Below are 25,179 nucleotides of genomic sequence, written 5' to 3'. Positions count from 1 at the left end.
CTGGACCGGGCCGTTGCGCTGCTAGTTTCAGTAGCTATGACCCGGACGTCGGGGACAGGGTCCCCACTGCGCCCAGTGCGCACCATCGCAACGACGCTCATCTGCGTGGCGATGGCCGTCGTCGTGGCCTGCACCCCACGTCCGGACGTCGCCGATGACGTGGTCGGGGACTTCCTGTCCGCTCTGGAGGACCACAACCTCGAGGACGCCGCGTCCTACACCGACGACGCCTCCACCGCCACCGCCGCACTCGGGGAATCCTGGGACGGGCTGCAGGCCGAGGGGCTGGAGACCGAGGTCACGGACGTGCGCACCGAGGACAACGTGGCCACCGCCACCTTCGGGATGACCTGGACCTTCCCCGGGGAACGGGAGTTCTCCTACGACTCCACCCTCACCGCCACGAAGACCGGCGGTGACTGGGCCGTGCGGTGGCGCCCGTCGATCCTGCACCCGGACCTGGGTGCCGACCAGCACCTGGAGCTGCGCCGGATCGACGCGGAGACCGCCGACGTCGTCGGTTCGGACGGCGCGGTGCTCGCCACCCCGGGCACGACGTGGCGTGTGCTGATGGACATCGACGAGGCGACGCAGGACGGCGGCCTGCAGGGCACCCTCGGCCGGGTGTCGCGGGTGCTGGACAGTGCACATGCGCAGGACGACGCGATCCCCACGATCGACGCCGGTGACGTCGCCTCCGAGGCCGCGGACGCCGGGGACTCCGGCAACTTCTCGGTCACCATGATTCCCGGGTCCAAGGGAGACCGGGTGAGGCGGGATCTCGAGGCTATCCCTGGGATCAGCATGAACGAGGAGCCTTCACTGGTGCGTCCCGACCCGGGGTTCGCCCCGGACATCATGTCCCGGGTCACCGGGCTGGTCGGCCCCGAGCTCGAGGGGGAACCCGGCTGGGAGGTCGCCGCGGTGAACCCGAACGGCGGGATGGTGTCGACCCTGCACAACACCGACCCGGAGCCGTCGCCCGCGGTGAAGGTCAGCCTGTCGCGCCAGGTGCAGGAGGCCGCGCAGCAGGCGGTGGACTCCCGCAGCGAGGAGCAGGCGATGATGGTGGTGATGCGCCCGTCGACCGGCGAGGTCCTCGCCGTGGCGCAGACCCCGGAGGCGGACAAGCACGGGGATGTCGCCCTGTCCGGCCAGTACCCGCCCGGCTCCACGTTCAAGGTGATCACCGCCGCCGCCGGAATCGACAACGAGGACCTCACCGCGGACTCCACGCTGTCCTGCCCGTCGACGCAGGACATCGGCGGACGCATCGTGACCAACTACAACACCTTCTCGCTGGGCGACACCTCCATGCGCGAGGCCTTCGCCCAGTCCTGCAACACCACCTTCGCGCGGATCTCCACCGACCTGGAGCCCGGCCAGCTCAAGAGCGAGGCCGAGCAGTTCGGGATGGGACGCGACTTCGAGATCCCGGGGCTGACGACCATCACCGGACAGGTGCCCGAGGGAGAGGTCATGCTGGACCGTACCGAGGCCGGCTACGGGCAGGGCCATGACCTGGCCAGCCCGTTCGGCATGGCGCTGGTGGCGTCCACGGTGGCCAACGGCAGGACGCCGGTGCCGAACCTCATCGACACCGACGACACCCACACCCTGGACACCGACGGCAACGCGGCCGAGGAGGGCGAGGAGCTGCCGCCGCACGTGCTGGGAAACCTGCGCGACATGATGCGCTCGGTGGTCACCGGTGGCTCCGGCTCGGCGATCGCCGGGCGGGGCGACGTCTACGGCAAGACCGGCGAGGCGGAGATCAACGAGGGGTCGCACGCCTGGTTCATGGGTTACCGCGACGATCTGGCGTTCGCGACGATGATCGTGCTGGGCGGGGGCTCGGAGCACGCGGTGTCGGTGACGGACCGGTTCTTCGCGAACCTGGATGGGGAGTAGGCTGGCACTCCATGAGCAGAGCACTACTGACCCCTGGAACACCCACGCCGATCCTCAAGGTTCCGAAGGGCATCGAGCGTCCCGAGTACGCGTGGAAGGACAGTGTCCAGGAAAACGTGGGGGAGCCGTGGGTGCAGACCCCGGAGGTCGTCGAGGCGATGCGGGAATCCTCCAGGATCGCCGCCGGGGCGCTGGCCGCCGCCGGTGCCGCGGTGGAGCCCGGTGTGACCACCGATGCGATCGACAAGGTCGCCCACGAGTACATGTGCGACCACGGCGCGTACCCGTCCTGCCTGGGGTACCGGCACTTCCCGAAGGCGTCGTGCATCAGCCTGAACGAGATCGTGTGCCACGGCATCCCGGACACCACGGTGGTGCAGGACGGTGACATCGTGAACATCGACGTCACCGCCTACAAGAACGGGGTGCACGGGGACACGAACGCCACCTGGCTGGCCGGCAACGTCTCCGAGGAGCACCAGCTGCTGGTTGAGCGCACCTACAACGCGATGTGGCGCGGCATCAAGGCGGTGAAGCCGGGCCGGCCGATCAACGTGATCGGACGTGTCATCGAGAGCTACGCCAAGCGCTTCGGCTACAACGTGGTGCGCGACTTCACGGGCCACGGTGTGGGGCCCACGTTCCACAACGGGATGATCATCGTGCACCACGACGAGCCGTCGTACGACACGATCATGGAGCCGGGACTGACCCTGACGATCGAGCCGATGCTGAACCTCGGGGCGCTGGACTACGAGATCTGGGACGATGACTGGACCGTGCAGAACAGGGACGGCAAGTGGTCCGCCCAGTTCGAGCACACCATGGTCGTCACCGAGGACGGGGTGGACGTGCTAACCCTGCGCGAGGACGAGGTCGATCAGACGAAGAAGTAGGCTCGGTGGTGGGTTGGGGCTGTTTCACGTCCACCACCCATTGCCGACTTTCACACCGTCGACGATTTCCACATAGTGAGACTCGCAGGTCAGAGGCGTGCAGGCGCTGCGGTAAAATCGCCGACGGTGTGATAATCGGCGTACCGGTCGCCGTGTGGTCCCTGAAAACCGAACAACGGGGGACTGGCGTTCGGTAGTGTTCGGGTATGAACGCATCCGATGATGACTCCGACCGTCCTGACCGCTCCGGCAGTCCGTCCACGCGGGTCCTGCGTCCGGGGCAGAAGCGCCCCGGGGTCCGTGAACTGGGCCTCATCAACAACCTGATCGCCAAGGTGGGGGCGCGTGTGCAGGGGACGCACACGCTCGGGGTGTTCGCCACCATCGGAAGGGCGCGCCGCCTGTTCAAGGCATGGCTGGTGTACTCGGCGACGATGATGCCCTTCGGTTACCTGTCGCGCCAGGAGACGGAACTTGTCATCCTGCGCGTTGCCCACCTGCGCGAGTCCGCCTACGAGGAGGCCCATCACCGGGCGATCGGTGCCTCCGAGGGGCTGTCGGACGAAGAGATCGACGCGATGTTCAACGAGGACCACGGCCAGGTCGGACGCCGCGGCGTGATGCTGGACGTGGCGGGGCAGATCGTGCGGGACGGGGCGGTGGACGACGGCACCTGGGCACGGCTGTCCGGGTACCTGTCGGACAAGGAGTGCGTGGCGCTGGTGATGCTGGTGACGAACTACGCCGGCCTGGCCACGGCGTTGTCGGTGTTGGGCACACCGGTGGACGAGAAGAGGTAGCCACCCGGCAGAAGCGGGAGACTACCCCGCGATGATCACGTCCAGGGTCCGGGGACCGTGCACACCGTGGACACGGATGAGCTCGATGTCCACCGTCGCACTCGGTCCGGAGACCATGGTGATCGGCAGCTCGGACAGTCCGTCGCGGGTCAGCCGGGAGATCGCCTCCGGGACGATCTCCACGACGTCCTCCACCTTCACCACCACGATGTGGTGGTCCGGGACCAGGGTGGTGGCCCGGCGTCCGGACTCCGGCCCGACCAGCATGATGGTGCCGGTGTCCGCCACGGACACCGCCGACCCGGTGACCACCGCGTCCACCGAGTTGAGTGTGTCCAGGTCAACCGGTGCCTCGGTGCTGTCGTCGCGCACGGTGGCCTGCAGATCGGCCAACCAGCCGTGGTCGAGGGTGGCGGGGACGACGATGCTCGACCCGGACGAATCCTCGCCGGCATCGCCCAACAGGGTTGCCACCGCCTCGGCGATCTCCCCGGTGGAGCCACCGGTGCGGGTGACCGCGGCGTCGTAGTCCTCGAGCCGGTCGATGAGCAGGTCCAGCAGTTCCTGGCCGTCCTTGTCGCCGCTGGTGCGGTACTCGCGCGGGATCTCGATGTGCTCCTGTGTCGGGGCCGCCTCAGAGGTGCGTCCCAGGGAGGACCGCACCCGGTTGAGGATCTCGGTGCGGGCGTCAGTCATCGTCCTGTCCCTTCTCACGCTTGCGGAACCAGTTCCGGAAGGACTCCGGCGGTGGCGTGGGGATGTCGCGCGAACTCGTCCACTTCCCGGCGACCCCGGGCAGCGAGAAGATGCCCGCGGCGGGGCTGACCCTGTTGGCCAGCGGGAGGGCGCGCTCGGCGGCACCCATGCGCCGGCCGTCGCTCATGGCCCACTTCGCGGCCTTGAGGGCGGCGTCCAACTGGGTCTTCGGGACGCGGCTCTTGTGGTTGACCTCCTGGTCCTCGTTGCGCAGCCGGGTCAGCATCTCGGGGATGTTGATCTTCACCGGGCAGGCGTCGTAGCAGGAGCCGCACAGCGAGGACGCGTAGGGCAGCGAGCCGTTCTCGGACTCGTCGACCCCGGTGAGCAGCGGGGTCAGGATCGCACCGATGGGGCCGGGGTAGACCGAGCCGTAGGCGTGGCCGCCGGTGCGCTCGTAGACGGGGCAGACGTTCATGCACGCCGAGCAGCGGATGCAGTGCAGCGCCTCGCGTCCGTTCTCGTCGGCCAGTGCGCGGGTGCGCCCGTTGTCCAGCAGGACCACGTGGGCGTTCTGCGGCCCGTCGCCGGGGGTGACACCGGTCCAGAAGGAGCTGTAGGGGTTCATCCGCTCGCCGGTGGAGGAGCGCGGCAGCAGCTGCATGAACACCTCCAGGTCCTGGAAGCTGGGCAGGAGCTTCTCGATGCCCATCACGGTGATCAGGGTCTCCGGCAGGGTCACGCACATGCGCCCGTTGCCCTCGGACTCGACCACGGACAGCGTGCCGGTCTCGGCGACGCCGAAGTTGGCCCCGGAGACCGCGACCTTGGTCTCCATGAACTTGCGGCGCAGGTGCCGGCGGCTGGCCTCGGCGAGGTGCTCGGGATTGTTGTCGAGGCCGGGGTCGACGTCCTCCATGTTGTTGAGGAAGATCCGGCGGATCTCGTCGCGGTTGCGGTGAATCGCCGGGACGAGGATGTGGGACGGCTTGTCGCCGCCGAGCTGCACGATCAGCTCGGCGAGGTCGGTCTCGAAGGCGTTGATCCCGCGCGGCTCCAGGTACTCGTTCAGGCCGATCTCCTGGGTGGCCATGGACTTGACCTTGATCACGTCGCGGGTGCCGTCGTCGTTGAGTGGTGCGTTGTCGTTCACCAGCTCCTCGACGATCCGGTTGGCCTCGTCGGCGTCGCGGGCCCAGTGGACGTGGCCGCCGCGGGCGGTGAACGCCTCCTCGAACTGCTGGAGCAGTTCAGGCAGACGGGCCATCACGTCCTGCTTGACCGTGGAACCGGTGGTGCGCAGGGCCTCCCAGTCGGGCATCTCGGACACGCGGGCATTGCGCTTGCCGCGGATGGTCTGCGTGGCGTTCTGCAGGTTGCTGCGCATCTGGACGTTGCCGAGCTCGTGCTCGGCGACTTCGGGGAAGGGGTGGGTCTCCATCAGGTTGCCCTTGCCGGGGACGGTGGGCATACCGAGTGTGGTGGTCATCGCAGTGCACCTCCCGTCACGGTCGCGCCCTGGTCAGGCAGTAGCAGCGGGTTCTCCTTCGTCGAGGCGAGGATGCGGGCCAGGTGCACGGAGGCGGGGATGTGCCCTTCGCCGGGGACGAGGCGTCCCGTGCGTGCCAGTCCGCCGCCGATGTGCATCAGGCAGGAGACATCTCCACCGGAGCAGGCCTCGGCGCCGGTGGAGATGATGGATTCGACCTTGTCGCCGAGCATCGCTCCGGAGACCTGCGGGTTCTTCACGGAGAAGGTACCGCCGAACCCGCAGCAGATGTCCTCGTTCTCGAGGGTGCGCAACTCCAGCCCCTCCACCGACGACAGCAGGTCGCGCTGCCGGTCGCCGAGGCGCAGCAGGCGCATGCCGTGGCAGGACGGGTGGTAGGCGACGGTGTGAGGGAACCAGCTGCCGAGGTCGGCGGAGGCGTCGGTGATGCCCTCCACGTCGGTCAGGAACTGCGAGAGTTCGTAGGTGCGGTCGGCCACGGCCGTGGCGCGTCCGGCGAGCTCATGGTCGTTGTTGTAGTCGGCGATCATGGGGTGCTGGTGGCCGAGGGAGGCTACGCAGGACCCGCTGGGGGCGATGGCGTAGTCCCAGCTGGTGTCCTCGAAGGCCTCGACATGGTTGCGGATCACCGGGTAGGCGTCGGTGAACTTGCCGGAGTTGATGTGCATCTGGCCACAACAGGCCTGCTTCTCGGGGAAGACGACGGTGTGGCCGAGTCTCTCGAGGATGTCGACGGTCGCCTTCGCCACTTCCGGGTACATGGCGTCGACGATGCATGTCGCGAACAGCGCAATCTTCATTGGGAATCATCCCTAGTCAGTGTCGTCGGCACTGCAGCTCTTCTCTGCGGTGTGGGTCGGGGCACCCCGGAATGCCCGGATACAGCGCAGTAGTCAGCTGCGTTGCGTGTGGCTGGTCGCGGTAGTCAGCCGCGGCAGCCACCGTGGGCGTTGGACGGAGTGTCCTGGCAGTCCACTCTAGTGACGGAGGTGGGCCGGGGGTGATTGGGAGTGCACGGCTATCGCAGGTCGGCCCAGACAAGACGGTGGTCACTGGTGGTTTCGGGGTCCATGAGTTCGTTGTAGGGTTCGCCGCTGGCGGGCCAGGCGATGCCACTGTCATCGACAGTCAGCCCTTCGGAGGGCAGGACGTAGTCGGCGCGCAGGTTACCGGGTTCCGGGTCGGCGAAGTCGGCGGTGTCGTTCTCGGGAGGGTTGAGGTGTTCGCTGTTGCCTTCGTCGGACGCGGCCTCGCGCCCGCCGTCGGACGCGGGGAGGGGATCCTGGACGCGGGGTGCATCGAGCAGCTGGTTGATCCCGGGGAGGCCGGCCCCGCCGTCCTGCGGGTCGGAGTTCTGGTCACCGAGGACGATGAACTCGGCGTCCCGGTCGATCCCGCCACGCCGACCCTGGTCATCGACGATCCAGTCGGCGTTCCGCCCGCCGGTGATGTAGTCGGAGGTCAGACGGATTTCGTCGGAGTTTCGGCGCCCGTTCCGCTTCTCGGGTCCGTCGAAACTGGGCGGGGTGGGGTGGGAGACCAGCAGGTGGATGCGGCGTCCGCCGACATCGACTGGCAGGTCCCAGTGCGACTTGCTGGAGAGCCGGAGTTTGTCGGCGTTGTCGCCGTAGTAGTCGGTGGGCAGGAGGTTGCCGGGCATGTCGTTCCAGAGCAGGTTCTGGAAGGTACGGACGTCGTCGGTGGCCAGCGGATGCTTGGAGAACACGGCCATGCCGTACTGGCCGGGGAAATCACCGAATCCCCAGGCGTCGTTGGGCTCGTGCAGTTCCCCGTTGTTGTCGAGGTCAAGTCCGGAGTCCACGCCGGTGTTCACCGGGGCGCTGAAGGCATGCGGGTAGTGGACGCCGGCGAGTTCGGGACGCTGTGGCTGTTCGAGGTAGTTCTCACGGAAGAGATCGAGGGATTCCCCGGCCTCGTCGTAGTCGAACTCGTTGATCAGGAGGATGTCGGGGTCCTCATTCTGTATGATGGTGGCAATGGCCTGGGCCTGGGCATTGTCCGGAGTGGAGAGGTCTCTTACAAGTTCGCCTTCGGTGGAGCGGTTGAGGCTGGCGTTGTAGGTCGCGACGCGGAGGTTGCTGCCGTCAGGGCCTGGGGCACTGCCGGCGATCGAGCCATGCGCGCTGCCGGTCGTTGATCCCGGATGATGGGAGTCGGGGAGCTTCGTATTGGGGAGCGGAGTCGCATGGGACGCGACGGCAGTGAGGGGCAGCAGGAGGATGGCCGTGAGGACGGAGAGAGCTGGGAGGGGTGGGTGGAAGGATGCGCGGGAGGCGTTGCGGAGAGGTGTTCGGAGCATGTGTGTCAATGCTAGGAGGCTCCCGTGAACCGGAGGTGACGATCAGGTGACGGGAAGTGAGGTCCGGTGACCAGCGTGGACGGCGGCTGTGTCTGGGAGTTTCCGTGAATCTCTGGACGGGCGAGTGAACCTGGGTTACTCTTTTGGCACCTGAACCATTCCGGGGACGGCGGGGGTCGTGGGGACGCGGCTTCGTTCGGGAGAGCGTGGGACGAAGATGGAGGGTGGGGCCTGTGGGGCGCCGTAGGGTAGGAGATGTGAAGCCGGGGAAATGGGCGGAGGACGATGGATCATTCAGGCTGTTGATGCTGCCGTGTGTGCTGCTGGTCGTGATGATGCTGTCGCTGGTGACGGCGTGTTCGTCGGCGGGTGGTGAGGTTGGGGACGGAGAGAAGGGGGACGCTGGGATCAGCGCGAGGGAAGCCGCGACGGCGGTACCTGAAAATAATGTGCCTGAGCCGGGTGCTCCGCTCGCCGAGCCGGAGATTGCCGCGGACGGCAGGATGCTCCAGCCGGCGGGGCACACCGGGATCTGGTTCGAGGAGGAGCCGTCTGACCCCTTGGAGCGCCTGGTGTATGAGTCGCAGCAGTTCGTGGGACAGCCGGTGGAACTGGAACCGCTGGGGGACAGGGCCCTGCAACCGCAGTGGGCGGACATGCCGGACCCGTGCCACCCAGAGGTGATGCGCCGGATGGGGGAGTTGGGGCTGGATGCCGTGAATGAGCCCGAAGTCGCGATGGGTGGGGTCATTTGTGGTGTGGTCGGTAGTATTGACTTCGACGAAATGGCAAGCTTACCAGGATTGCAGTGGGGGATAGTTGAAGATACAACAGCATATGCTGGTGTTAATTCTGATTCTGTTGTGACGGATGAATACGGTATAGAAACAATTGAAGAGGTGTCATCCGCCAGAGGCATGGGTTGCGTTTCCCTCCTTAGGGATATAACTGATGGCCTTTCGTTGGTAACGACGACGTTCGGTTCAAATCCGGACGGTGATGAATGCCGTGATCCATCTTTGGGGCTAAGTATATCTATAAATGTTACGGGAGGGAGTTTTGATGTTTAAGTATGAGGTTAGCACTCTGGTAGAGGTATCCCGCCTTATAGGGGCAGCCGGTGATTCTCTCATGCTAGGGTTTCATTCTGGAGTTATTTCGAATAGTTTCACCACATCACCAGCTTTGAAATCGGTAGTAGTCCAGTACTCGTCTTACTTATCTGGTCATCCGGGATCGTTGGCGGTGGCTGTTGAGGCCGCTGTGGGAAATGTGGCGTGGTTGCGAGACACCATGGTCCCTTTGATTATGGTCTTGGAAGAGCAGGAAAAATACACCGTTGATACATTTAGTGGAATGATTCTACAGTCTTCGGCTCCGAAGGCGGGGCTTCATATAGGGGCTCCACACCGAACTGAGGTTCCTGTACTTGATCTTGGATATGCTCCGCCAGTAGCTGCTATTGAACTCGCTACGCCGTTAAAGACCCTAATTTCGATGTTTTCCGGAGACGACTCTGGAATCATAGCGGCATCGGAGTCTTGGTCGGCTGCCAGTCGGAGAATGGCCGAAGCGTCAGAATCGCTTCAAAGGGCGGGAAGTCTGCTTGGGGCAACTGCGGAAGGATCCGCATTTTCTACAGCTCAAAGTGCAATGAATGATGTAGCCATTCAGTGTTCAACCGTCTCCGTAAACACCGAGATGATGGCAGCTTCAATGTTGAAGCTGCCAATCGTTCGATCCCAGGCGCTCAGTCAACTGGTCGCTCTGGAAATTGAGATGGCAGCCGAAGCTACGGCGGCTGGTGCGGCAACGGGAGGCACAGGGGTAGCGGCAGTTGCTGCCCAGGAAAAAGCTAGGGTAGCTGCCTGGGCTGCAGGATCGCTCCAGCCGGCACTCGATACGGCAAGACCAATGGTGACGAACCTGGCGATACCGGTCGTCGGGCACACAGGCGGCGGAGGACTCGAAGCCGGTGGATCGGCCACCATGGCCGCAAACGAAACCATCACACAGGTGGCAGGCGGCGCCGCAGCTCCGGGGGCGTCGGCACCTGCCGCACAACCGGCAGCACCCGTATCGCAGGTATCCCAGGTCGCTGCAACCCCGGCAAGCGGGACCCAGGCAGCACCAGTGTCAGCCGCGCCGACAGGTCCAGCTGGTGGAGGAACGCCTACGGCCGCTCGCGGAGGCCCAGGGGCATCGGGATTCACTGGCGTGCAGCCCGCGAGCATTGGAGGTACGCCTGTGGCTCCAGTGCGGGGTGCGTCAACGGCATCTCCAGTGACCGGAACTGTGGGGCAGGGTAGGACGGGTGCCACAGGCACAGTCGTGCAACCGCTCCTGCCTCGCTCGGTCAGCGGAGGGACGCCAGCAATGCCGATGAGGGGTGGAATGACTCCCGGTTTTGGTACTGGTGTCGGAAGCGGAGGCGGCACGGGAGTCGGTGGAGGAACGGGTGCAACAGGCGGGCGACCGGGTGGAGGAATGGGAATGCAGGGCGCAGCACCCGTGGGATCCAGCGCATCCGGAGGGCGTCCCGGTGGCGCAGGCGCACCGCACATGATGGGTGGCGCGGGCATGGGCGCAGCAGGGGCAGGCCATAAGGGGAAAGGTGCCGGGCACGGCAGGGGAGCTGTGTCCCCCTTCCAGTCGGCCGGAATTGGCGGCGGTGCCAAAGGCTCCAAAGGGAGGAGCGGCCTGTCGGGAATTCAGGACTACTTCCGCCGGCAGTTCCTCGGTGAGAAGCCCCGCACGGTGAAGAAGGTCATCCGCTGATCTGCTTACGCTGGCGGTGACGGGGCGCGAAAGCCAGGGGAGGACCTCCTGGTCAATACGCGGCCCTCTCCCTGCTACTCGTCCTCGTGGGAGTCCTCGTCCGAGACGATCTGCAACTGCTCGCTGATCTGGTCCAGCAGCCACGAATTCGACAGCGACGACGGGATGTTCAGCGCCGCCATCACCGCCTTGTCGTCCTCGACAACCGCACCGGACTCGACCTGGGGCAGATCGGAGTAGCCCGGGATCTCGCGGATCTCCTCCATGGTCTCGGAGGCGTACATACCCATGAAGTCGGCGTCCAGATCGGAGATGTTCTCGCGCGAGATCATCGCGCGACCGCCCTCGATGTCCACGGTTCCGTCGGTGAAAGCGGATGGCAGGGTCATGCCCAGACGCTTGTAGAAGTCATTGGCGATGTTGTCCGGGTCGGCGATGACACCGAACTGGCCGCCGCGGTCCTGTACGGTCAGGGCCGTCTTGCCCTCCAATCCGGGGTACTCCTCCTTGGCATCGGCGAAGGCCTGCTCGTCATCGTCGATGACCTGCTGCGCTTCGTCCTCCTTGCCGTAGATCTGGCCCAGGGCCTCGAGCTGGGGGACCCAGTTGGCGCTCTCATCGATCCCGGGCAGCACCGGGGCCACGTCCTTCAGGGTGGTGTAGGCCTCCTCGGGGATGCGGTAGAGGTCTCCGACGATCAGGTCGGGATCGAGAGCCGCGATCTCCTCGTTCGGGAGTTCGTCCTCGGCCCGCGGGATGCGCTCGACGTCCTCGAGCTGGTCGTTCTTCCAGTCGGCGTCCGCGTCATCCGGGGTCTCGACGATGGCGTCCGGCGTGATCCCCAGTGCCAGGAGGTTGTCGGTGGCGACACCGATGGACACGACGGTCTCCGGGTTCGTCGGGTAGGTGTCCTCACCCCACACGTGCTCGATAGTGACCTCGGATTCTTCGGCCTGTCCGGTGGCATCGGCCCCGGCGGTGGAGTCGGCTGCGTCGTCATCGTCGGAGGAGCACCCGGCGAGGACCAGGCTACCGGCGAGGATCGCCGCGGTGAGGGAGGTGCGGGAGGAGTGCTTCACGAATGGAGTCCTTTACGGGCGTGAGGGTTTGGGAAGCGCGAGGTTCTTTTTGGTAAACCTGCACTTCCTCAACTGTGTAGTGACAGCTACTGAACCTACTACCGCTCCCAGGCAATCACAAGGGTTCTCGGAGAGAAGCTTCAGAAGCGCTACAGCCGGTGGCGTCCGTCCCGTACCGACTGCTGGGACGCTTGGCGCGATGGACGGTGCGTCGCCGTAGGGTAGGCGGCGAACGACGAGGAGGGGGTCGGCGTGGGGTCAGGTGCCACACGTGGTGGTGTGGGCCGGGCCCTCGTGTACGCGGCACTGTTGTCGGCGCTGGTTGAGCCGCTGCCGTCGGCGATCTGCTGCCAGCTCGCGACGGCGTTCTTCAGGTCCGTGTACACGTACTCGTCCGTTGCACGCCGCAGCGCCGCATGCAGGTCGCCGAGGCACTGGTGCCTACTGTGTGCGGGCAGTGCTGCGGTCCAGGGGAACACCTTCGCGGCGGCCTCGGCGAAGGTCGCCGTCTGCTCCTGTGCGCTGAGCAGCCAGAGCATGCACTCCATGCCGGAGGGTGCGATGGTGCGTGGCGATGTGGACCGCTTCGGTGCCGAACGCGGCGCCGATTGCTGGGTCGGGCGCTCCGCCGGGCGTGGCGTAGGTCGTTGCGACGGTTGCGATGGTTGCGGCGCGGGACGCTCGGGAGTGACTGTTGTGGGCTTGGGTGTAACGCCCGTCGACCCCGGGCCGATAGTGAGGGTCACGGCCACCCCGTCGTGATTCATGTCCGGTTGATAGATGTCGAGGAGAGTGCGGATCCGGTCGGCGGCGTCGTCCAGGGACGTGACCTGGATCGTGCGGCCGTTGTCGAGCGCGAGCTCCCAACCGATGGTTGTTGCTCGTGCGGTGACGGTAACGCTATAACTGACGGGCTTCATCTCCACGCAAGACTACCCCGTTTACATGCACTTTCGACGTGAAAGAGGACAGCACACCGAAACTTCATCCTTATGGATGACACGTCACCAACAGGGTTCCACCGGACGGCCGAACGAGTGGTGTTGGCCCGCCGCACTTCTGCTGCCTGCAGGTGGGCAGCCGCGCTTTTTTCGACGGTTGATACTCTTCGATGCTGATAAGGTCTTCCCTATGAATAATGACATTTCCGATTTGGACTATCTGGATAAGTTCCACGGCATCTTCATGAGAATCGCGGTACACCCGAGTGGGGTCAAGGACAGTGCCCTGGCCGCCACGTCCCCCGCAACGACCGTCGAGCAGTACCTCGATTCCGCCCGCTCTTTCCTGGATGGTCTCCCCGGGGAGGGGGACCGTACGGAGCGCGAGGTCGCGCAGGCACTCGCGGAGACCATCGCCGCGGCCGAGGACGTGCTCGCCGGACGGTAGGAGCCAGCCAGTCTAGAATCCTGATCCATGGTTTCCCTCACCGCCACCCCAGTCACACCTGACCTCGTGCATGGCGCCCCGGATGTGGAGCACACCGAGCGTGGCGTCCTACCCTGTCGTATGCCCGCGTGGGCGCGTGTGCAGGCGGATTCGCAGCTGCAGTCGGCGCAGGCCCAGCCAGCCGGTGTCCGGCTGGTCTTCCGCACCGCGGCCACCGTCGTGGACCTGACGGCGCACCGGACGTCAATGCAGTTCAGAGGCGTCGTTCCGCGCCCGCCAGGACGCTATGACCTGCTGATCGACAATGATCTCGTGGCCCAGGTGGAGGGCACAGGGGGAACGCTGATGACCATCGACCCAGCGGCGGGAACCATGGAGGTCACCGACGATGAGACCGGTGTGGTGCACTTCAGCGGTCTCCCGGTGGGGGAGAAGACGGTCGAGATCTGGCTGCCGCACTACGAGCGCATCGAGCTGGACACGCTGCACACCGACGCCCCGATCGAACCGGTGCCCGACCGGAACGAGTCCCTCCAACGCTGGCTGCACCACGGTAGTTCGATCAGTCAGGGGTCGAATGCGGCCAGCCCGTCGACCACCTGGGTTGCCCTTACAGCACGGCAGGCCGGTGTGGAACCGACCAACCTCGGTTTCAGCGGCAGCGCGATGCTGGACCAGTTCGTGGCCCGCACCATGCGTGACCTGCCGGCGGACGTGCTCAGCGTCGAGATCGGGATCAACCTGGTCAACAGTGATGCGATGCGGGTGCGCACCTTCACCGCCGCGGTGCACGGCTTCCTGGACACTCTCCGCGACGGGCACCCGCACACGCCGCTGTACGTGATCACCCCGATCCTGTGCCCCATCCACGAAGAGACCCCGGGCCCGCTCGCGACTGATTTCAGTGACGGGACGATCCAGTACGCAGCGACCGGCGATCCTGCCGGGGTCCCCGCCGGGAAGCTGACGCTGCAGGTGGTCCGCCGCGAACTCGCCCGCATCGTGGAACAGCGGGCGGCCGATGATCCGCACCTGCACCTCGTCGACGGATTGGAGCTCTACGGCGAGCAGGACGCCGCCGCGCACCCGCTGACCGACCGGTTGCACCCGGACAGCGTCACTCACCAGCAAATGGCGGAGCGGTTCACCGCGCAGGTGTTCGGCAGGTAGCGGTCAGCTGCGGGCTATCGTCTCCGAGAAGAACCGCCAGACCGCACCGGGGCCGTCGTAGCGGGCGCCGTTGTCGTTGCCCCAGCGTCCGGTCTGGGTGGGGAAGGAGTGGCCGCTATGGTCGATGGCGATGAGACGCACCGGGTTATCGCCCTCCCAGTCGGTGATCTCGCCGTCGCCGTCGCGTTCCGGGCGCTGGCTCGGCTCGGGGGACAGGCCGTTGCGCTCGGCGAACCACCCGGCGCTGTCCTCGGCGGAGAGGACGTCGCCCCGGCTCTCGGCGGACCGGCCCGTGCCGACAACGACCTCGCCACCGTCGAAGGGGTTCATCGGGTCCTCTCTGCCCTGCATGAAGATGGTGGGGACGGGCTCTCCGGCGTCGTCGCAGTCCCGGTTGTCGGCGGTGGGGATGTTCGCGTTGATCGAGGCGATACCGCTGACCAGGTCGGGTGCCTCATAGGCGACACGTTGGGCCATGTGCCCGCCGCTGGAGAACCCGAGGGCGAAGACCTGCCCGGTGTCGACGGTGTCCGCGCCGAGATCCTCTTCGGTGCTGTCGACGACATCGCGCATCAGCTGGACATCATCGAGGTCCTGTTCCTTGGCCGGCCAGTCACCCTCGGCGCGGCATTCGTTCCAGTTGTTCTCGTAGCCGTCGACGTAGGCGATCACGAAGCCCGCGCTGTCCGCGATGCGTTCGAGGTCCTCGCCGATGCCGGATCGGATGCCCGCACCTGTGTCGCCGGTGCCGTGGATGACGAGGACGATCGGCATGGCGTCCGACTCGGGTTTCGGGTCGGACGCGGCGGCCGGGGTGTAGGTGTTCCAGGTGCGCTCGTGATCATCGACGGTGGTGGAGTGGGCGGTGTAGCTGCCGGGGGACGCCGTCTCGCTCACAGGATCGTCGGTGCCGGACCGGGAGTCTGACCCGTCGACCGAGCAGGCGGTCAGCGCCAGCGTGGCGGTGAGAGCCACGGCGGCGACGGTTGAAGTCTTGACGCGGGGTGCGGGGCGCATGGTGACCAGTGTGCCGGAGTTCGCCGGTATCAGACGGTGATGATGCGTCCGTTGACGATACCTTCGGTGGCGAGGACGTAGGCGCGTCCGACCTCCTCGTCGGTGACCGGGCGGTGGCCGGCGAACGTCGGGTGGTGGTGCGGGGAGTTCGCCAGCACGTCCGGCGAGACGACGTTAACGCGGATCCCGCGCGGGGCCTCGGCCGCGGCGGGGGCGACGAAAGCGTCCAGTGCACCATTGGCTGCCGCGGCGGCGGCGCCGTTGGCGATCGGCTCGCGGGAAAGCACGCCGGTGGTCAGCGTGATGGAACCGCCGTCGTTGAGGTGTGCGAAGGCCTGACGGGCCACCTCGAGTTGTCCCAGTGTCTTCGAGGTGAGGCCGGCGAGGTAGTCATCACCGGTGAGCTCGGTGACGTGCTTGAAGGGGACGGAGCCACAGGCGACGATCACCGCATCGATGTCACTGACCTGCTCGAAGAGAGCTGTGACGGATCCGGGGTCGGTGACGTCCACGCCCGGTGTTGAGGAGCGGGACGCGCGGATCACCTCGTGGCCGCGTTCCTCGAGGGTGTCTGCGGCGACGTGACCGATGTTGCCGGTGGCTCCGATGATCAGGGTGCGCATGTGTGGGCTCCTTCTGGTCGGGGTTGTGTTTTGTTCACCGTTGTCCGTGTCCATTGTGCCGCGGCGTACCTAACCATCGCGGGCAGGCGTCTTTCGGACGCCCCTGGAGTGGGGTGTGTGATGGGTAGGTACGGTCGCGGTGGTCCGGCGCGAGGCCGAACACAAAGCCGGTCAGAATAGGACGACCATCAACTGGGCGACGAACACCTTCAGGATCATGCTCACGGGGAAGAGCATCGCGTAGTTGACGGCGAGCCGCTGGTCGGGCACCTTGCCCATGGCATAGGCGTAGGGAGCCGGGTTGAGCTGTGATCCGGTGAGCCCGCCGAGCGCCCGGGCGGTGCCGAACCCCAGTATTGAGCGCAACGCGACCACGCAGACGAGCGCATGCGCGATGGAGATCGCCAGCGCCAGTGTGAGTAGTGCTACGGCATTGTCTGCCAGGGCATCGACCAATCCGGATCCGGCACCGGTGCCCACCGCGACGAGGAAGAGGATCAGCGAGAACTGGTTGAGTGTGTTCGCCACACCCTCCGGCAGCGTCCAGATGACAGGACCTGTGCGTCCGAGTGCTCCGAGGATGACACCCATGATCAGCGGGGCAGTTGCTGTGCCGAGAGTGAGTGCGCCACCGCCCGGCAGGGGGATCTCCACGAAGGCCAGGATCAGCCCCAACGCCAGACCCAGACCCAGGCCGAGAGGATTGATGTCCCCTGCAGTCCGCTCCGAGTCGCCGAGCTCCTTCGCGATGTCGGGGAGATCATCGCGATGCGCGGTCACACGGACCCGGTCGCCGCTCTGGAGGATGAACTCCGGGGTGGCGATGTGGTCGACGTCGCCGCGTCGCACCCGGCTGGCCATCGCGTCGTAGCGCTCTTCAAGGTTGAGGGTGCGGAGCCTGCGCCCGACATAAATGGAGTTCGACAGCGTGATGCGGCGGAAGTCGATATCGCTGCGGTCCATCCACGGTTCATCCTCGGACAGTGTGCCGAGGTCGGTGGAGACCCGGTCCACCTCGTCCTTCCGGGCGGTGACGGTGATCAGGTCGCCGTCGGCGAGCTTCTCCTTGGCGTGGGCGACCACGGTGGCGCTGTCGCGGGTGATGCGGGAAACCACGGCGTCGTAGCGCTCCGAGAGCTTGCGGACGGTAAGCCCCGGGTCGCCGACCAGTTCGAGCGTGCGGACCACGAAGGGGTGGACGACCTCCTTGTCCTCGGCTGTGGGTTTCTTGCGTCCGGCGCTAATGAGGTAGGAGCAGGCGAGGATGGTCAGAAAGACGGTGATGGGGTAGGCGACGGCGTAGCCGACTGCAGGTTCCGGCGGGATGTCTCCGCCGACAGACAACTGCTGCTGGACGGCACCCAGTCCCGGTGTCGCGGTTCCCGCGCCGGAGAAGGCACCGGCGATGGTGCCGATGTCGAAACCCAACAGTTTGCCGACCCCCAGTGCGGTGGCAGCCATTGCCGCTATCGCGCAGGCGGCGACCACGACAAGCCGCCACCCGGTCTTCAGCGCGTTGAGGAACGAAGGCCCCGCAGCGATGCCGACCATGTAGCAGAAGATGCACAGCGCCAGGTTGGTGACCAGCGGGGGAAGGGCGACGTCCGGCTCAATGGCGGACAACGCCAGGGCGACGAACAGGGCGCCGGCCGGGCCGAAGGAGACGGGCCCGAACTTGATCCGCCCCAGCAAAGCTCCGACGCCGACGCAGAAGAAGATCGTGAGCAGTGGACTGTCGACAAACCATTGCAGCATGGTTCTTCCGATCGTCGGCGCGGATGCGGATAAGGCCGAGTCTAGCTTTCGGTGCAGGCGGTGTTATGCGGGCAGTGCTCAATCGGGGGTGTGTTCCCGTCTATTGGAGCGGGCGTCCGACCGCAGCGCAGAGTTCCGGGTCCGTGATGTAGCCATCTTCGCATCCGCCCTGGGTCTGGAGTTCACCGGAGCTGGGGTTGGGGTTGCCGTTCTCGTCGTGGCCGTAGCCGCAGAGGTAGGCAGGACATGTTCCGCCGTCGGGAATCGGGATCGTGGCGGGGTCAGGGATCGGTTCCGCTCCGAGATTCTCCGGTGTGCAGTTGGCGGGGTCCCACACGAACGCATCGGTGCGAGGACACTGATAGCCCTCGCCGGCCGGCGCCCAGATCGACTGCGGCTCTGTCTCGAGTTCAGGCTCAGGCTCAGTAACTTCAGGCGTGGCGTTGTCGCCGGATTGCACCTCCACATCGTCGATGTAGTCCTCGGGGAGTGCGAACCTGTAACCACGGATGTTCATGAACTCCGAGCCCTCGGGGACCGCGAACGCGCCGTACACGAAGTTCTCCGGCGCCGGTTCGATGGTGTCTTCCCAGGCCAGATAGCCGTCATCGCCGGGTACTGTCTCGCACTTGTCGCCGTTCTGTATGTCCCCGGGCCAGTCCACGTCCTCCCCGTCAGCATCGACGACGGAGGTGGGATCGAAGACGAAGCCTTCACCGGCGTCGTCGTTCTTGACCTCCGCCCGGAGCTGGATAAGGTCCGCACCGTCGTGCACTTCACCTGTCGTCCCGTAGTCACACTCCGCATTACGGCTGATGCTGTGGATCGTCCACGCTGCACCGTCCTCGGTGATCTCCTCGCCGACCTCGGCGTCGATCAGGGGCTCGGGGGCGGCCTCGGACGTCGGGTTCGTCTCTGCGGTGGGGTTGGTGCTGCTGCTGGTGCTGTCGTCACCGCACGCCGCGAGAGTCAGAGTGAGGACGGCGCCGGTAGCCAGGAGGCTGCGTCGGAAGCGGTTTCGGTGGGGGCGGGGTCGCATGGCTTCTCCTGATGTGTCGCTTGACTGTCATGAAGTGAGGAGGGTGAAAGGGCTTAGGCAATAATAAATGTTCAACGGGTGAACGACCTCAGTGCATCCGGCGGCCTCACCCCTGGGGGTGGTCCTGAATAGTTGGTGTACAGAGGTGACACTGGAGGAGCCTGCAACAAGGTGCGTGATCAGCCGGTCGCTGTCACCACTCCAGTCCTGTCCACGTGGTGAAGTCCGGCAGGACAACGTCATCGGCGGACAACTCCGACAACAGTGTGAGGAATCCTGATGCGGCAGGGGTCAGGGGGCGGTGCTCGTCGACGAGAATGCCTATACGGCGCCGTACCGCGTGGGTGGGATCCTCCGGGGAATTATGCAGCGCACGGATGACGACCCCGGGGACGCGGGTCATGGGAATGACGAACCCTGGCACAGCGGACACCCCGAGGTTGGCGGCGCACAGTCCCGTCACCGCCGAGATGGTTCCTGCGCTGACGGTCTCTGCTGGCACCACCCCTCGGGAGGCGAGCTCACGGTCGGTGATCCGTCGAACCGAACTGGCCTCGGTGAAGGACACGAAAGGCAGACCTGCAAGGTCCTCCCAGTTGAGTGTCTCCTTGGCGGCCAGGGGGTGGTTGACCGGGAGGATGCACGCGAACTCCTCCTCCGACATCGGGGAGAACCGGAAGTGATCGGGGAGGGTCGCGAAGAGCTCGGCGTCCTCCGCCGTGATCGCGACATCCACGAGTCCGGCGCGGCACTGTTCAATGACGGTCGCGGCCATCAAGTCGTGGACGTCGACCGAGACGTTGGGGAAGGACGAGTGGAACCGGTTGATGAAGGTCGGGAGGAACGTGGCCGCAAGGGAGGGGAGCGTCGCCAGTCGCAGTGTCCCGTAGGGGCCGTCGATGTAGGAGGTGAAGTTGTTGATCTCGCGTCTGTGAACCTCGAGGATCGTTTTCGCCATCCGGACGAACGCCCTCCCGGGATCTGTGACGGTGAAGCTTCGCGTGGTGCGTTCGAAGAATCGGAGACCCGCAGCCTTCTCGACTTGTGCGACGGTGCGACTCAGTGCGGACTGCGAAACGTTCAGGGTATCCGCGGCGGCGGTGAATCCATGCTGTTCAGCGACAGAAACGACGGTGGATAGCTGGTCGAGCGTGAGGTCAGTCATTCTCATAGTGCATGAGTCTATGAAATATTAGTGTTTGACGCTACTAAGTGAGCCAACTCATACTCATGTGGAACAACCGGTCACGACCACGACGGTCACGGACCGCTGAGCCAATGAGAGGAGGATCCGCATGCTCGCACTGTTCGGATTCCTCACGGTGGGTGTCTTCCTGGCCCTCACCCTGTTCACGAGAATGTCCGTACTGGTCGGGCTGGTCCTCGTGCCGATCATCTTCGCTCTCGTCGCAGGGCAGGGGGCTGACCTCGGCGAGCACATCAGTGATGGTCTGCTCCAGGTCGCCCCCGTCGCGGTGATGATGACATTCGCGGTCCTCTACTTCAGCCTGATGATGGAGGTCGGGCTATTTGATCCGCTGATCCGGAAGATCGTCTCCTGGGCCAAGGGCGATCCCGTCAAGATCACCATCGGCACCGCGCTGGTTACGATGTGCGTTGCCCTCGATGGTGATGGGGCGGCAACCTTCCTGATCACACTGTCGGCGTTCATGCCGATCTATCGCCGCCTCGGCATGCGGATGTTGACGCTGACGGCGGTCGTCGCTCTCGGCGCGGGGCTGATGAACTTGGTCCCCTGGGGTGGACCTACGTTGCGGGCGATGGCTGCGTTGAACCTGCCCGCCTCGGAAGTCTTCACCCCGATGATCGTCCCGATGATCGCCGGCGGTGTGTGGGTGATCTTCGCGAGCTACGTTCTTGGACGTATCGAACGTAAGCGGATCGGTGCCATCGACCTTGCCCGGGTAGCCGCCGGTGCTGCGCCGGACGAGGATCCGTCCGGTTCAGCGGCCACGGACGCTGCCGAGGCCGAGGCGGGCGGCGACCACGAGAATTCCGGGGAGGCCCACCAGTGGAACGACGCCGACGTCCCCCGCTGGCGAATGATCGTCAACCTGCTGCTGACCATCGCACTGATCGCCGTGATGCTCACGCACGTTGTCCCGATGGAAGTCTGCTTCATCGTGGCCTTCGTCCTGGCGGTGTGCGTGAACATCCCGTCCTGGAAGGACCAGCAGGAGCTGCTGCAGAAGCACGGTGCCAGTGTGGTGCTGGTGACGTCCATGGTGTTCGCCGCCGGCATTTTCACCGGCATCCTCAGCGGGACCGAGATGATCCAGGAAATGGCGAGGACGCTGGCCGAGGTCATTCCGCAGGGGATGGCGAGCTCGCTGCCGGTGCTGGTCTCGGTGGTGTCGATGCCGCTGAGCCTGGTATTCACGCCGGACGCCTTCTACTTCGGTGTGCTGCCCGTGTTCGCCGAGACCGCCAGCGTGATGGGTGTGGATCCTGCGGAGATTGCGCGCGGTGCGATCGCCGGCCAGATGACCACCGGTTTCCCGCTGAGTCCGTTGACCGCCTCCACGTTCATCCTCATCGGCCTGGCGAAGGTGGAGCTGGGCAAGCACCAGAAGTTCACCTTCCTCTGGGCCTGGGGAACGACCATCGTCATCACTATCGCAGCGCTCGTCACCGGCGCACTGACCTTCTAAGGGGCTTGCATGAAATTGATCAGAATTGGTTCCGGTGCCGGCTTTGCTGGTGACCGGCTCGACCCAGCCGTGAAGCTCGCCAAGGACGGCAACCTGGACTACCTCGTCTTCGAGTGTCTGGGTGAGCGCACGGTGGCCGCCGGTCAACTGGCCCGTCTGCGCGATGAGACGGCGGGCTTTGATCCGCTGCTGGAGACCAGGATGCGTGCCGTCCTGCCGCACACGGTTGCCCAGGGCACCACCGTGGTCACCAACTCCGGTGCAGCGAACCCTGAGGCGGCCGGACGGCTCATCGCGCAGGTGGCTGCCGAGGTTGTCCCGGAGAGGCAGGTCACGGTGGCCGTCCTGACCGGCGATGGCGTGCTGAATCGGGTCAACAGTAGCGACCCGGTGGTGTGGGAGACCGGTGAGGTGCTGTCCGCCGATGCCGCGGGCCTGGTGTCTGCCCACGCCTATATCGGTGTGGAGCAGGCCCTACCAGCGTTCGCGGTGGGCGCGGACGTGATCGTGACCGGTCGTCTGGCGGATCCGTCCCTGTTCCTGACCCCGATGGTGCACGAGTTCGGTTGGTCCTTGTCGGATTGGCCGTTGCTCGGGGCCGGCACTTTCGTGGGTCACTTGCTGGAGTGCGCCGGACAGGTCACGGGCGGCTACTTTGCTGATCCTGTCACCAAGCCGGTGCAGGGGATGGCGGATCTGGGTTTCCCCTTCGCCGATGTCCGTGAGGATGGCACGGCGGTACTCGGCAAGCTCGCCGATACCGGTGGTGTGCTGACGCGGCAGACCGTGCGCGAGCAGATGCTGTACGAGGTCTCCGACCCCTCGGCCTACCTGACCCCGGACGTGGTCGCCGACTTCTCCCACGTCACGGTGGAGGAGATCGGGCAGGACGCGGTGCGCGTCGCCGGTGCGTCCGGCTCTGCCCGGACGGACACGTTGAAGGTCACACTCGGTTTCCAGGCGGGGTGGCTGGGGGAGGGCGAGATCACCTACGCCGGACCCCGTGCCCAGCAGCGCGCCCAGTGGGCGTGGGAGATCGTCGCAGAGCGTCTCGAGAAGATTCACGGCCTGGATCCGGACGCGGTGACCGTGGAGTTCATCGGCACTGGGGCAGCGTTCCGGGGATTGGCCCCGGCCCCAGAGAATCCGCCGGAGGTGCGGATGCGGGTGGCAGGACGCGTCCCCACCCAGGAGCAGGCCCAGGCGATCGGCTGGGAGGTCGAGGCCCTGTACTGCGCGGGCCCGGCAGCCGGCGGCGGTGCCCGGAAGGGACGCAGCGAGGTCCTGGCCATCCGGTCGACCTTGCTGCCGCGCGAGTTGATTGAGGCGCAGGTGAGCACTGTGAGCTCAGCGGACTCTCTGAGCTCGGATAGCAAGGATTCAACGATGGCAGAAGGAGCGAAGTGATGCCGGTTCTGGATGATGTTGCCGATGCCCGGACAGGGGACAAGGGCAACACCCTGATTATCGCGGTGCTGCCGCGCACCACTGCAAATTACGAGGTTCTCGGCCGAGTGCTGGATACACAAGCCATCGCCGAGCACTTCGGCTGTGAGATATCGGCCGTGACGCTGCGGGACGTCCCCGCGATCGAGGCCTTTACCGTCGAGATGCGCGGCCTGCTCGGCGGTGGCGTGACCGGATCCCCGGTGCTGGACGGCCACGGAAAGACCTTGAGCTACCACATGCTGACTCTCCCGATTGGAGGACAATAATGGCGCACACACATACATCGAAGGTGGTGGCCAGCGCCGCGGAGGCGGTGGCTGATGTTGCCGATGGTGCCCGGCTGGCGGTCGGTGGTTTCGGCTTGAACGGTATCCCGGACCAGTTGATCTCCGCGCTGGTGGACGCTGGAGTCGGGGACCTGGAGGTCTACTCGAACAACTGCGGCGTGGATGACTGGGGCTTGGGCCTGTTGCTCGCCAACCATCAGGTGCGCCGGGTGGTGGCCTCGTATGTGGGGGAGAACAAGGTGTTCGCCCGGCAGTACCTCGCCGGTGAGCTGGAGGTGGAGCTGACCCCGCAGGGCACCTTGGCGGAGAAGCTGCGAGCCGCCGGGTTAGGCATCCCGGCGTTCTTCACCCCGGCCGGGGTCGGCACACCGATTGCGGAGGGAGGTCTGCCGTGGCGCTACTGGCAGGACGGATCGGTGCAGGTGGCATCCCCGGCGAAGGAGGTCCGCGAGTTCGGTGGACGCCCCTATGTGCTGGAGGAGTCTCTGCCGGCCGACGTGGCAATGGTGCATGCCGAGGTCGGGGACACGGAGGGCAATCTGGTGTTCAACAAGACGGCGATGAACTTCAACCCGCTGTGTGCGATGGCCGGTGAGGTGACGATTGCCGAGGTGGAGACGCTGGTGGAGCCCGGCGTGATTGATCCGGCGCAGGTGCATCTGCCGGGGATTTTTGTGCAGCGGGTGGTTCACACGGGCCCGCAGGAGAAGCGGATTGAGAAGAGGACGGTGCGGTCATGAGTTGGAGCAAGGAAGAGATGGCGGCGCGGGCGGCGCAGGAGTTGGAGGACGGCCAGTACGTGAACCTGGGGATTGGTTTGCCCACGTTGATCCCGAATCACTTGCCCGAGGGCGTGCATGTGGTGTTGCACAGCGAGAACGGGATCCTGGGGACGGGACCCTATCCGGCGGAGGAAGAACTGGACCCGGATCTGATCAATGCGGGCAAGGAGACGGTGACGGTGAATCCGGGGGCGTCGTACTTTGATTCGGCGATGTCGTTCGGGATGATCCGCGGAGGGCATGTAAATGTGGCGGTGCTCGGCGGGATGGAGGTCTCGGAGAATGGGGATCTGGCGAACTGGATGGTCCCGGGCAAGATGGTGAAGGGCATGGGCGGTGCGATGGACCTGGTGCATGGGGCGCGCAAGGTGATCGTGCTGATGAATCATGTGGCGAAGGACGGCTCCCCGAAGATCCTGCCGGAATGCACGCTGCCCTTAACTGGCGCAGGCGTGGTGGACCGGATCATCACTGACCTGGCGGTGATTGATGTTGTGCGGGATGGCTTGGCTGAGGACGGTGGCGGTCAGTCGTGTGGTGGGGCGCGGCTGGTGTTGCGGGAGGTGGCGCCTGAGGTGACGGTGGATGAGGTTAGGGCGGCCACTCGGGTGAACATGACGATGTACGAGTAATGCCACCGGCATTAGCAAGTCCAATGAAAAGAGCATCTCACACGGCACAGGGAGGGCTTCTGGCTTCGGTGATAAGAACGGGATCGCAGCGCTCTGGGGGACCCGGGAGTTGGGTTTGTTTTCGATCACGTAGGACACGCTGGTCGCGGTTACTCTCACTTTTCGGTGATCTGGTTAAGGGGCACTCTCTGCAGCATAGATACATGGTCCGGCGTGTAGTTCTGTCTTCGGTGGGAGCGGTAGGGGTGCGAAGGGGTCGAACTGGGGGTACTTGGCCGGGCTCAGTGATGAGGATAGGGCTGCGTTACTCTGGGAGGGGCGCGTGTCCAGCCAATCTGCTCCTCCCCGACGTTGTGCAAGGTGGACCGGTTCTG

Annotated in this window: 23 protein-coding genes; 12 read left to right on the top strand and 11 right to left on the bottom strand. The window is 65.4% G+C overall.

The window, feature by feature from the left end; all coding sequences use genetic code 11:
* Positions 1-36: 36 nt before the first annotated feature.
* From ACTIL2_RS09515 to ACTIL2_RS09505, 3 genes are all read left to right on the top strand, one after another.
* Positions 37-1,911 (top strand): penicillin-binding transpeptidase domain-containing protein, encoded by a 1,875-nt coding sequence (locus tag ACTIL2_RS09515; protein ID WP_442337224.1) that lies wholly within the window; start codon positions 37-39, stop codon positions 1,909-1,911.
* Between the two features lie 11 nt (positions 1,912-1,922).
* On the top strand, positions 1,923-2,807 hold the full coding sequence (gene map / locus ACTIL2_RS09510) for a type I methionyl aminopeptidase (protein WP_442337223.1): 885 nt from the start codon (positions 1,923-1,925) through the stop codon (positions 2,805-2,807).
* Between the two features lie 206 nt (positions 2,808-3,013).
* Positions 3,014-3,607, top strand: coding sequence for a carboxymuconolactone decarboxylase family protein (locus ACTIL2_RS09505; protein ID WP_442337222.1), 594 nt, complete (start codon positions 3,014-3,016; stop codon positions 3,605-3,607).
* Positions 3,608-3,628: 21 nt separating this feature from the next.
* On the opposite strand, the gene ACTIL2_RS09500 is transcribed toward ACTIL2_RS09505, so the two are convergent.
* From ACTIL2_RS09500 to ACTIL2_RS09485, 4 genes are all read right to left on the bottom strand, one after another.
* The gene (locus tag ACTIL2_RS09500; RefSeq protein ID WP_442337221.1) at positions 3,629-4,303 is read right to left on the bottom strand and encodes a LutC/YkgG family protein; all 675 of its coding nucleotides are present in this window, start codon (positions 4,301-4,303) and stop codon (positions 3,629-3,631) included.
* Positions 4,296-5,792, bottom strand: a complete 1,497-nt coding sequence (locus tag ACTIL2_RS09495; protein WP_442337220.1) for a LutB/LldF family L-lactate oxidation iron-sulfur protein — start codon at positions 5,790-5,792, stop codon at positions 4,296-4,298. The genes ACTIL2_RS09500 and ACTIL2_RS09495 overlap by 8 nt, the downstream gene beginning before the upstream one ends.
* Positions 5,789-6,613: a (Fe-S)-binding protein gene (locus ACTIL2_RS09490; protein ID WP_442337219.1), complete on the bottom strand. Its 825-nt coding sequence runs from the start codon at positions 6,611-6,613 to the stop codon at positions 5,789-5,791. Before ACTIL2_RS09490 ends, ACTIL2_RS09495 begins: the two co-directional genes overlap by 4 nt.
* 218 nt (positions 6,614-6,831) lie before the next feature.
* A complete protein-coding gene (locus tag ACTIL2_RS09485; RefSeq protein WP_442337218.1) occupies positions 6,832-8,133 on the bottom strand; it encodes an endonuclease/exonuclease/phosphatase family protein in 1,302 nt (433 codons plus the stop codon).
* Between the two features lie 257 nt (positions 8,134-8,390).
* Here ACTIL2_RS09485 and ACTIL2_RS09480 point away from each other — a divergent pair, with 257 nt between their 5' ends.
* Together ACTIL2_RS09480 and ACTIL2_RS09475 are read left to right on the top strand one after the other, a co-directional pair.
* Positions 8,391-9,203, top strand: coding sequence for a hypothetical protein (locus ACTIL2_RS09480; protein ID WP_442337217.1), 813 nt, complete (start codon positions 8,391-8,393; stop codon positions 9,201-9,203).
* Between the two features lie 1,441 nt (positions 9,204-10,644).
* Positions 10,645-10,911 carry a hypothetical protein gene (locus tag ACTIL2_RS09475; protein WP_442337216.1) on the top strand — a complete coding sequence of 89 codons (267 nt, stop codon included), beginning with the start codon at positions 10,645-10,647 and terminating at the stop codon, positions 10,909-10,911.
* Positions 10,912-10,985: 74 nt separating this feature from the next.
* Here the strand turns inward: ACTIL2_RS09475 and ACTIL2_RS09470 are convergent, their stop codons facing one another.
* Positions 10,986-11,990, bottom strand: a complete 1,005-nt coding sequence (locus ACTIL2_RS09470; protein WP_442337215.1) for an ABC transporter substrate-binding protein — start codon at positions 11,988-11,990, stop codon at positions 10,986-10,988.
* 149 nt (positions 11,991-12,139) lie between these two features.
* A complete protein-coding gene (locus tag ACTIL2_RS09465; protein WP_442337214.1) occupies positions 12,140-12,916 on the bottom strand; it encodes a hypothetical protein in 777 nt (258 codons plus the stop codon).
* Between the two features lie 259 nt (positions 12,917-13,175).
* On the opposite strand from ACTIL2_RS09465, the gene ACTIL2_RS09460 reads away from it, so the two are divergent.
* A complete protein-coding gene (locus ACTIL2_RS09460) occupies positions 13,176-13,379 on the top strand; it encodes a hypothetical protein (RefSeq protein ID WP_442337213.1) in 204 nt (67 codons plus the stop codon).
* A 27-nt stretch (positions 13,380-13,406) separates the two neighbouring features.
* Positions 13,407-14,549, top strand: a complete 1,143-nt coding sequence (locus ACTIL2_RS09455) for an SGNH/GDSL hydrolase family protein (RefSeq protein ID WP_442337212.1) — start codon at positions 13,407-13,409, stop codon at positions 14,547-14,549.
* Between the two features lie 3 nt (positions 14,550-14,552).
* On the opposite strand, the gene ACTIL2_RS09450 is transcribed toward ACTIL2_RS09455, so the two are convergent.
* The 5 genes from ACTIL2_RS09450 to ACTIL2_RS09430 form a co-directional block, all read right to left on the bottom strand.
* Positions 14,553-15,566 carry an alpha/beta hydrolase family esterase gene (locus tag ACTIL2_RS09450; RefSeq protein ID WP_442337211.1) on the bottom strand — a complete coding sequence of 338 codons (1,014 nt, stop codon included), beginning with the start codon at positions 15,564-15,566 and terminating at the stop codon, positions 14,553-14,555.
* 29 nt (positions 15,567-15,595) lie between these two features.
* Positions 15,596-16,189, bottom strand: a complete 594-nt coding sequence (locus ACTIL2_RS09445) for a short chain dehydrogenase (protein ID WP_442337210.1) — start codon at positions 16,187-16,189, stop codon at positions 15,596-15,598.
* A 171-nt stretch (positions 16,190-16,360) separates the two neighbouring features.
* Positions 16,361-17,944, bottom strand: coding sequence for an aspartate:alanine exchanger family transporter (locus ACTIL2_RS09440; RefSeq protein WP_442337209.1), 1,584 nt, complete (start codon positions 17,942-17,944; stop codon positions 16,361-16,363).
* Between the two features lie 100 nt (positions 17,945-18,044).
* Positions 18,045-18,983, bottom strand: a complete 939-nt coding sequence (locus tag ACTIL2_RS09435; RefSeq protein ID WP_442337208.1) for a hypothetical protein — start codon at positions 18,981-18,983, stop codon at positions 18,045-18,047.
* Between the two features lie 193 nt (positions 18,984-19,176).
* Positions 19,177-20,148 (bottom strand): LysR family transcriptional regulator, encoded by a 972-nt coding sequence (locus ACTIL2_RS09430; RefSeq protein WP_442337207.1) that lies wholly within the window; start codon positions 20,146-20,148, stop codon positions 19,177-19,179.
* A 130-nt stretch (positions 20,149-20,278) separates the two neighbouring features.
* Between ACTIL2_RS09430 and ACTIL2_RS09425 the strand changes: the two genes are divergently transcribed.
* From ACTIL2_RS09425 to ACTIL2_RS09405, 5 genes are read left to right on the top strand one after another with little or no spacing between them, the layout of a single operon-like run.
* A complete protein-coding gene (locus tag ACTIL2_RS09425) occupies positions 20,279-21,655 on the top strand; it encodes a CitMHS family transporter (RefSeq protein ID WP_442337206.1) in 1,377 nt (458 codons plus the stop codon).
* 9 nt (positions 21,656-21,664) lie between these two features.
* On the top strand, positions 21,665-23,062 hold the full coding sequence (locus ACTIL2_RS09420) for an acyclic terpene utilization AtuA family protein (protein WP_442337205.1): 1,398 nt from the start codon (positions 21,665-21,667) through the stop codon (positions 23,060-23,062).
* Positions 23,059-23,370 (top strand): AtuA-related protein, encoded by a 312-nt coding sequence (locus ACTIL2_RS09415; RefSeq protein WP_442337204.1) that lies wholly within the window; start codon positions 23,059-23,061, stop codon positions 23,368-23,370. Before ACTIL2_RS09420 ends, ACTIL2_RS09415 begins: the two co-directional genes overlap by 4 nt.
* Positions 23,370-24,131 carry a CoA transferase subunit A gene (locus ACTIL2_RS09410; protein WP_442337203.1) on the top strand — a complete coding sequence of 254 codons (762 nt, stop codon included), beginning with the start codon at positions 23,370-23,372 and terminating at the stop codon, positions 24,129-24,131. The genes ACTIL2_RS09415 and ACTIL2_RS09410 overlap by 1 nt, the downstream gene beginning before the upstream one ends.
* Entirely contained in the window at positions 24,128-24,805 is a 678-nt protein-coding gene (locus ACTIL2_RS09405; protein WP_442337202.1) for a CoA transferase subunit B, read from the top strand. Before ACTIL2_RS09410 ends, ACTIL2_RS09405 begins: the two co-directional genes overlap by 4 nt.
* The last annotated feature ends 374 nt before the right edge of the window (positions 24,806-25,179 follow it).

It is taken from the genome of Corynebacterium sp. (assembly GCF_052107835.1).
GTDB lineage: Bacteria > Actinomycetota > Actinomycetes > Mycobacteriales > Mycobacteriaceae > Corynebacterium.
This window is presented reverse-complemented; position numbering and strand designations above follow the sequence as displayed.

Coding starts and splice junctions, on each gene's coding strand:
- ACTIL2_RS09440 (WP_442337209.1), bottom strand. CDS start 17,944: ATGCTGCAATGGTTTGTCGACAGTCCACTGCTCACGATCTTCTTCTGC.
- ACTIL2_RS09410 (WP_442337203.1), top strand. CDS start 23,370: ATGGCGCACACACATACATCGAAGGTGGTGGCCAGCGCCGCGGAGGCG.
- ACTIL2_RS09435 (WP_442337208.1), bottom strand. CDS start 18,983: ATGCGACCCCGCCCCCACCGAAACCGCTTCCGACGCAGCCTCCTGGCT.
- ACTIL2_RS09460 (WP_442337213.1), top strand. CDS start 13,176: ATGAGAATCGCGGTACACCCGAGTGGGGTCAAGGACAGTGCCCTGGCC.
- ACTIL2_RS09405 (WP_442337202.1), top strand. CDS start 24,128: ATGAGTTGGAGCAAGGAAGAGATGGCGGCGCGGGCGGCGCAGGAGTTG.
- ACTIL2_RS09445 (WP_442337210.1), bottom strand. CDS start 16,189: ATGCGCACCCTGATCATCGGAGCCACCGGCAACATCGGTCACGTCGCC.
- ACTIL2_RS09450 (WP_442337211.1), bottom strand. CDS start 15,566: ATGCGCCCCGCACCCCGCGTCAAGACTTCAACCGTCGCCGCCGTGGCT.
- ACTIL2_RS09495 (WP_442337220.1), bottom strand. CDS start 5,792: ATGACCACCACACTCGGTATGCCCACCGTCCCCGGCAAGGGCAACCTG.
- ACTIL2_RS09425 (WP_442337206.1), top strand. CDS start 20,279: ATGCTCGCACTGTTCGGATTCCTCACGGTGGGTGTCTTCCTGGCCCTC.
- ACTIL2_RS09430 (WP_442337207.1), bottom strand. CDS start 20,148: ATGACTGACCTCACGCTCGACCAGCTATCCACCGTCGTTTCTGTCGCT.
- ACTIL2_RS09490 (WP_442337219.1), bottom strand. CDS start 6,613: ATGAAGATTGCGCTGTTCGCGACATGCATCGTCGACGCCATGTACCCG.
- ACTIL2_RS09420 (WP_442337205.1), top strand. CDS start 21,665: ATGAAATTGATCAGAATTGGTTCCGGTGCCGGCTTTGCTGGTGACCGG.
- ACTIL2_RS09485 (WP_442337218.1), bottom strand. CDS start 8,133: ATGCTCCGAACACCTCTCCGCAACGCCTCCCGCGCATCCTTCCACCCA.
- ACTIL2_RS09515 (WP_442337224.1), top strand. CDS start 37: ATGACCCGGACGTCGGGGACAGGGTCCCCACTGCGCCCAGTGCGCACC.
- ACTIL2_RS09505 (WP_442337222.1), top strand. CDS start 3,014: ATGAACGCATCCGATGATGACTCCGACCGTCCTGACCGCTCCGGCAGT.
- ACTIL2_RS09500 (WP_442337221.1), bottom strand. CDS start 4,303: ATGACTGACGCCCGCACCGAGATCCTCAACCGGGTGCGGTCCTCCCTG.
- ACTIL2_RS09455 (WP_442337212.1), top strand. CDS start 13,407: ATGGTTTCCCTCACCGCCACCCCAGTCACACCTGACCTCGTGCATGGC.
- map (WP_442337223.1), top strand. CDS start 1,923: ATGAGCAGAGCACTACTGACCCCTGGAACACCCACGCCGATCCTCAAG.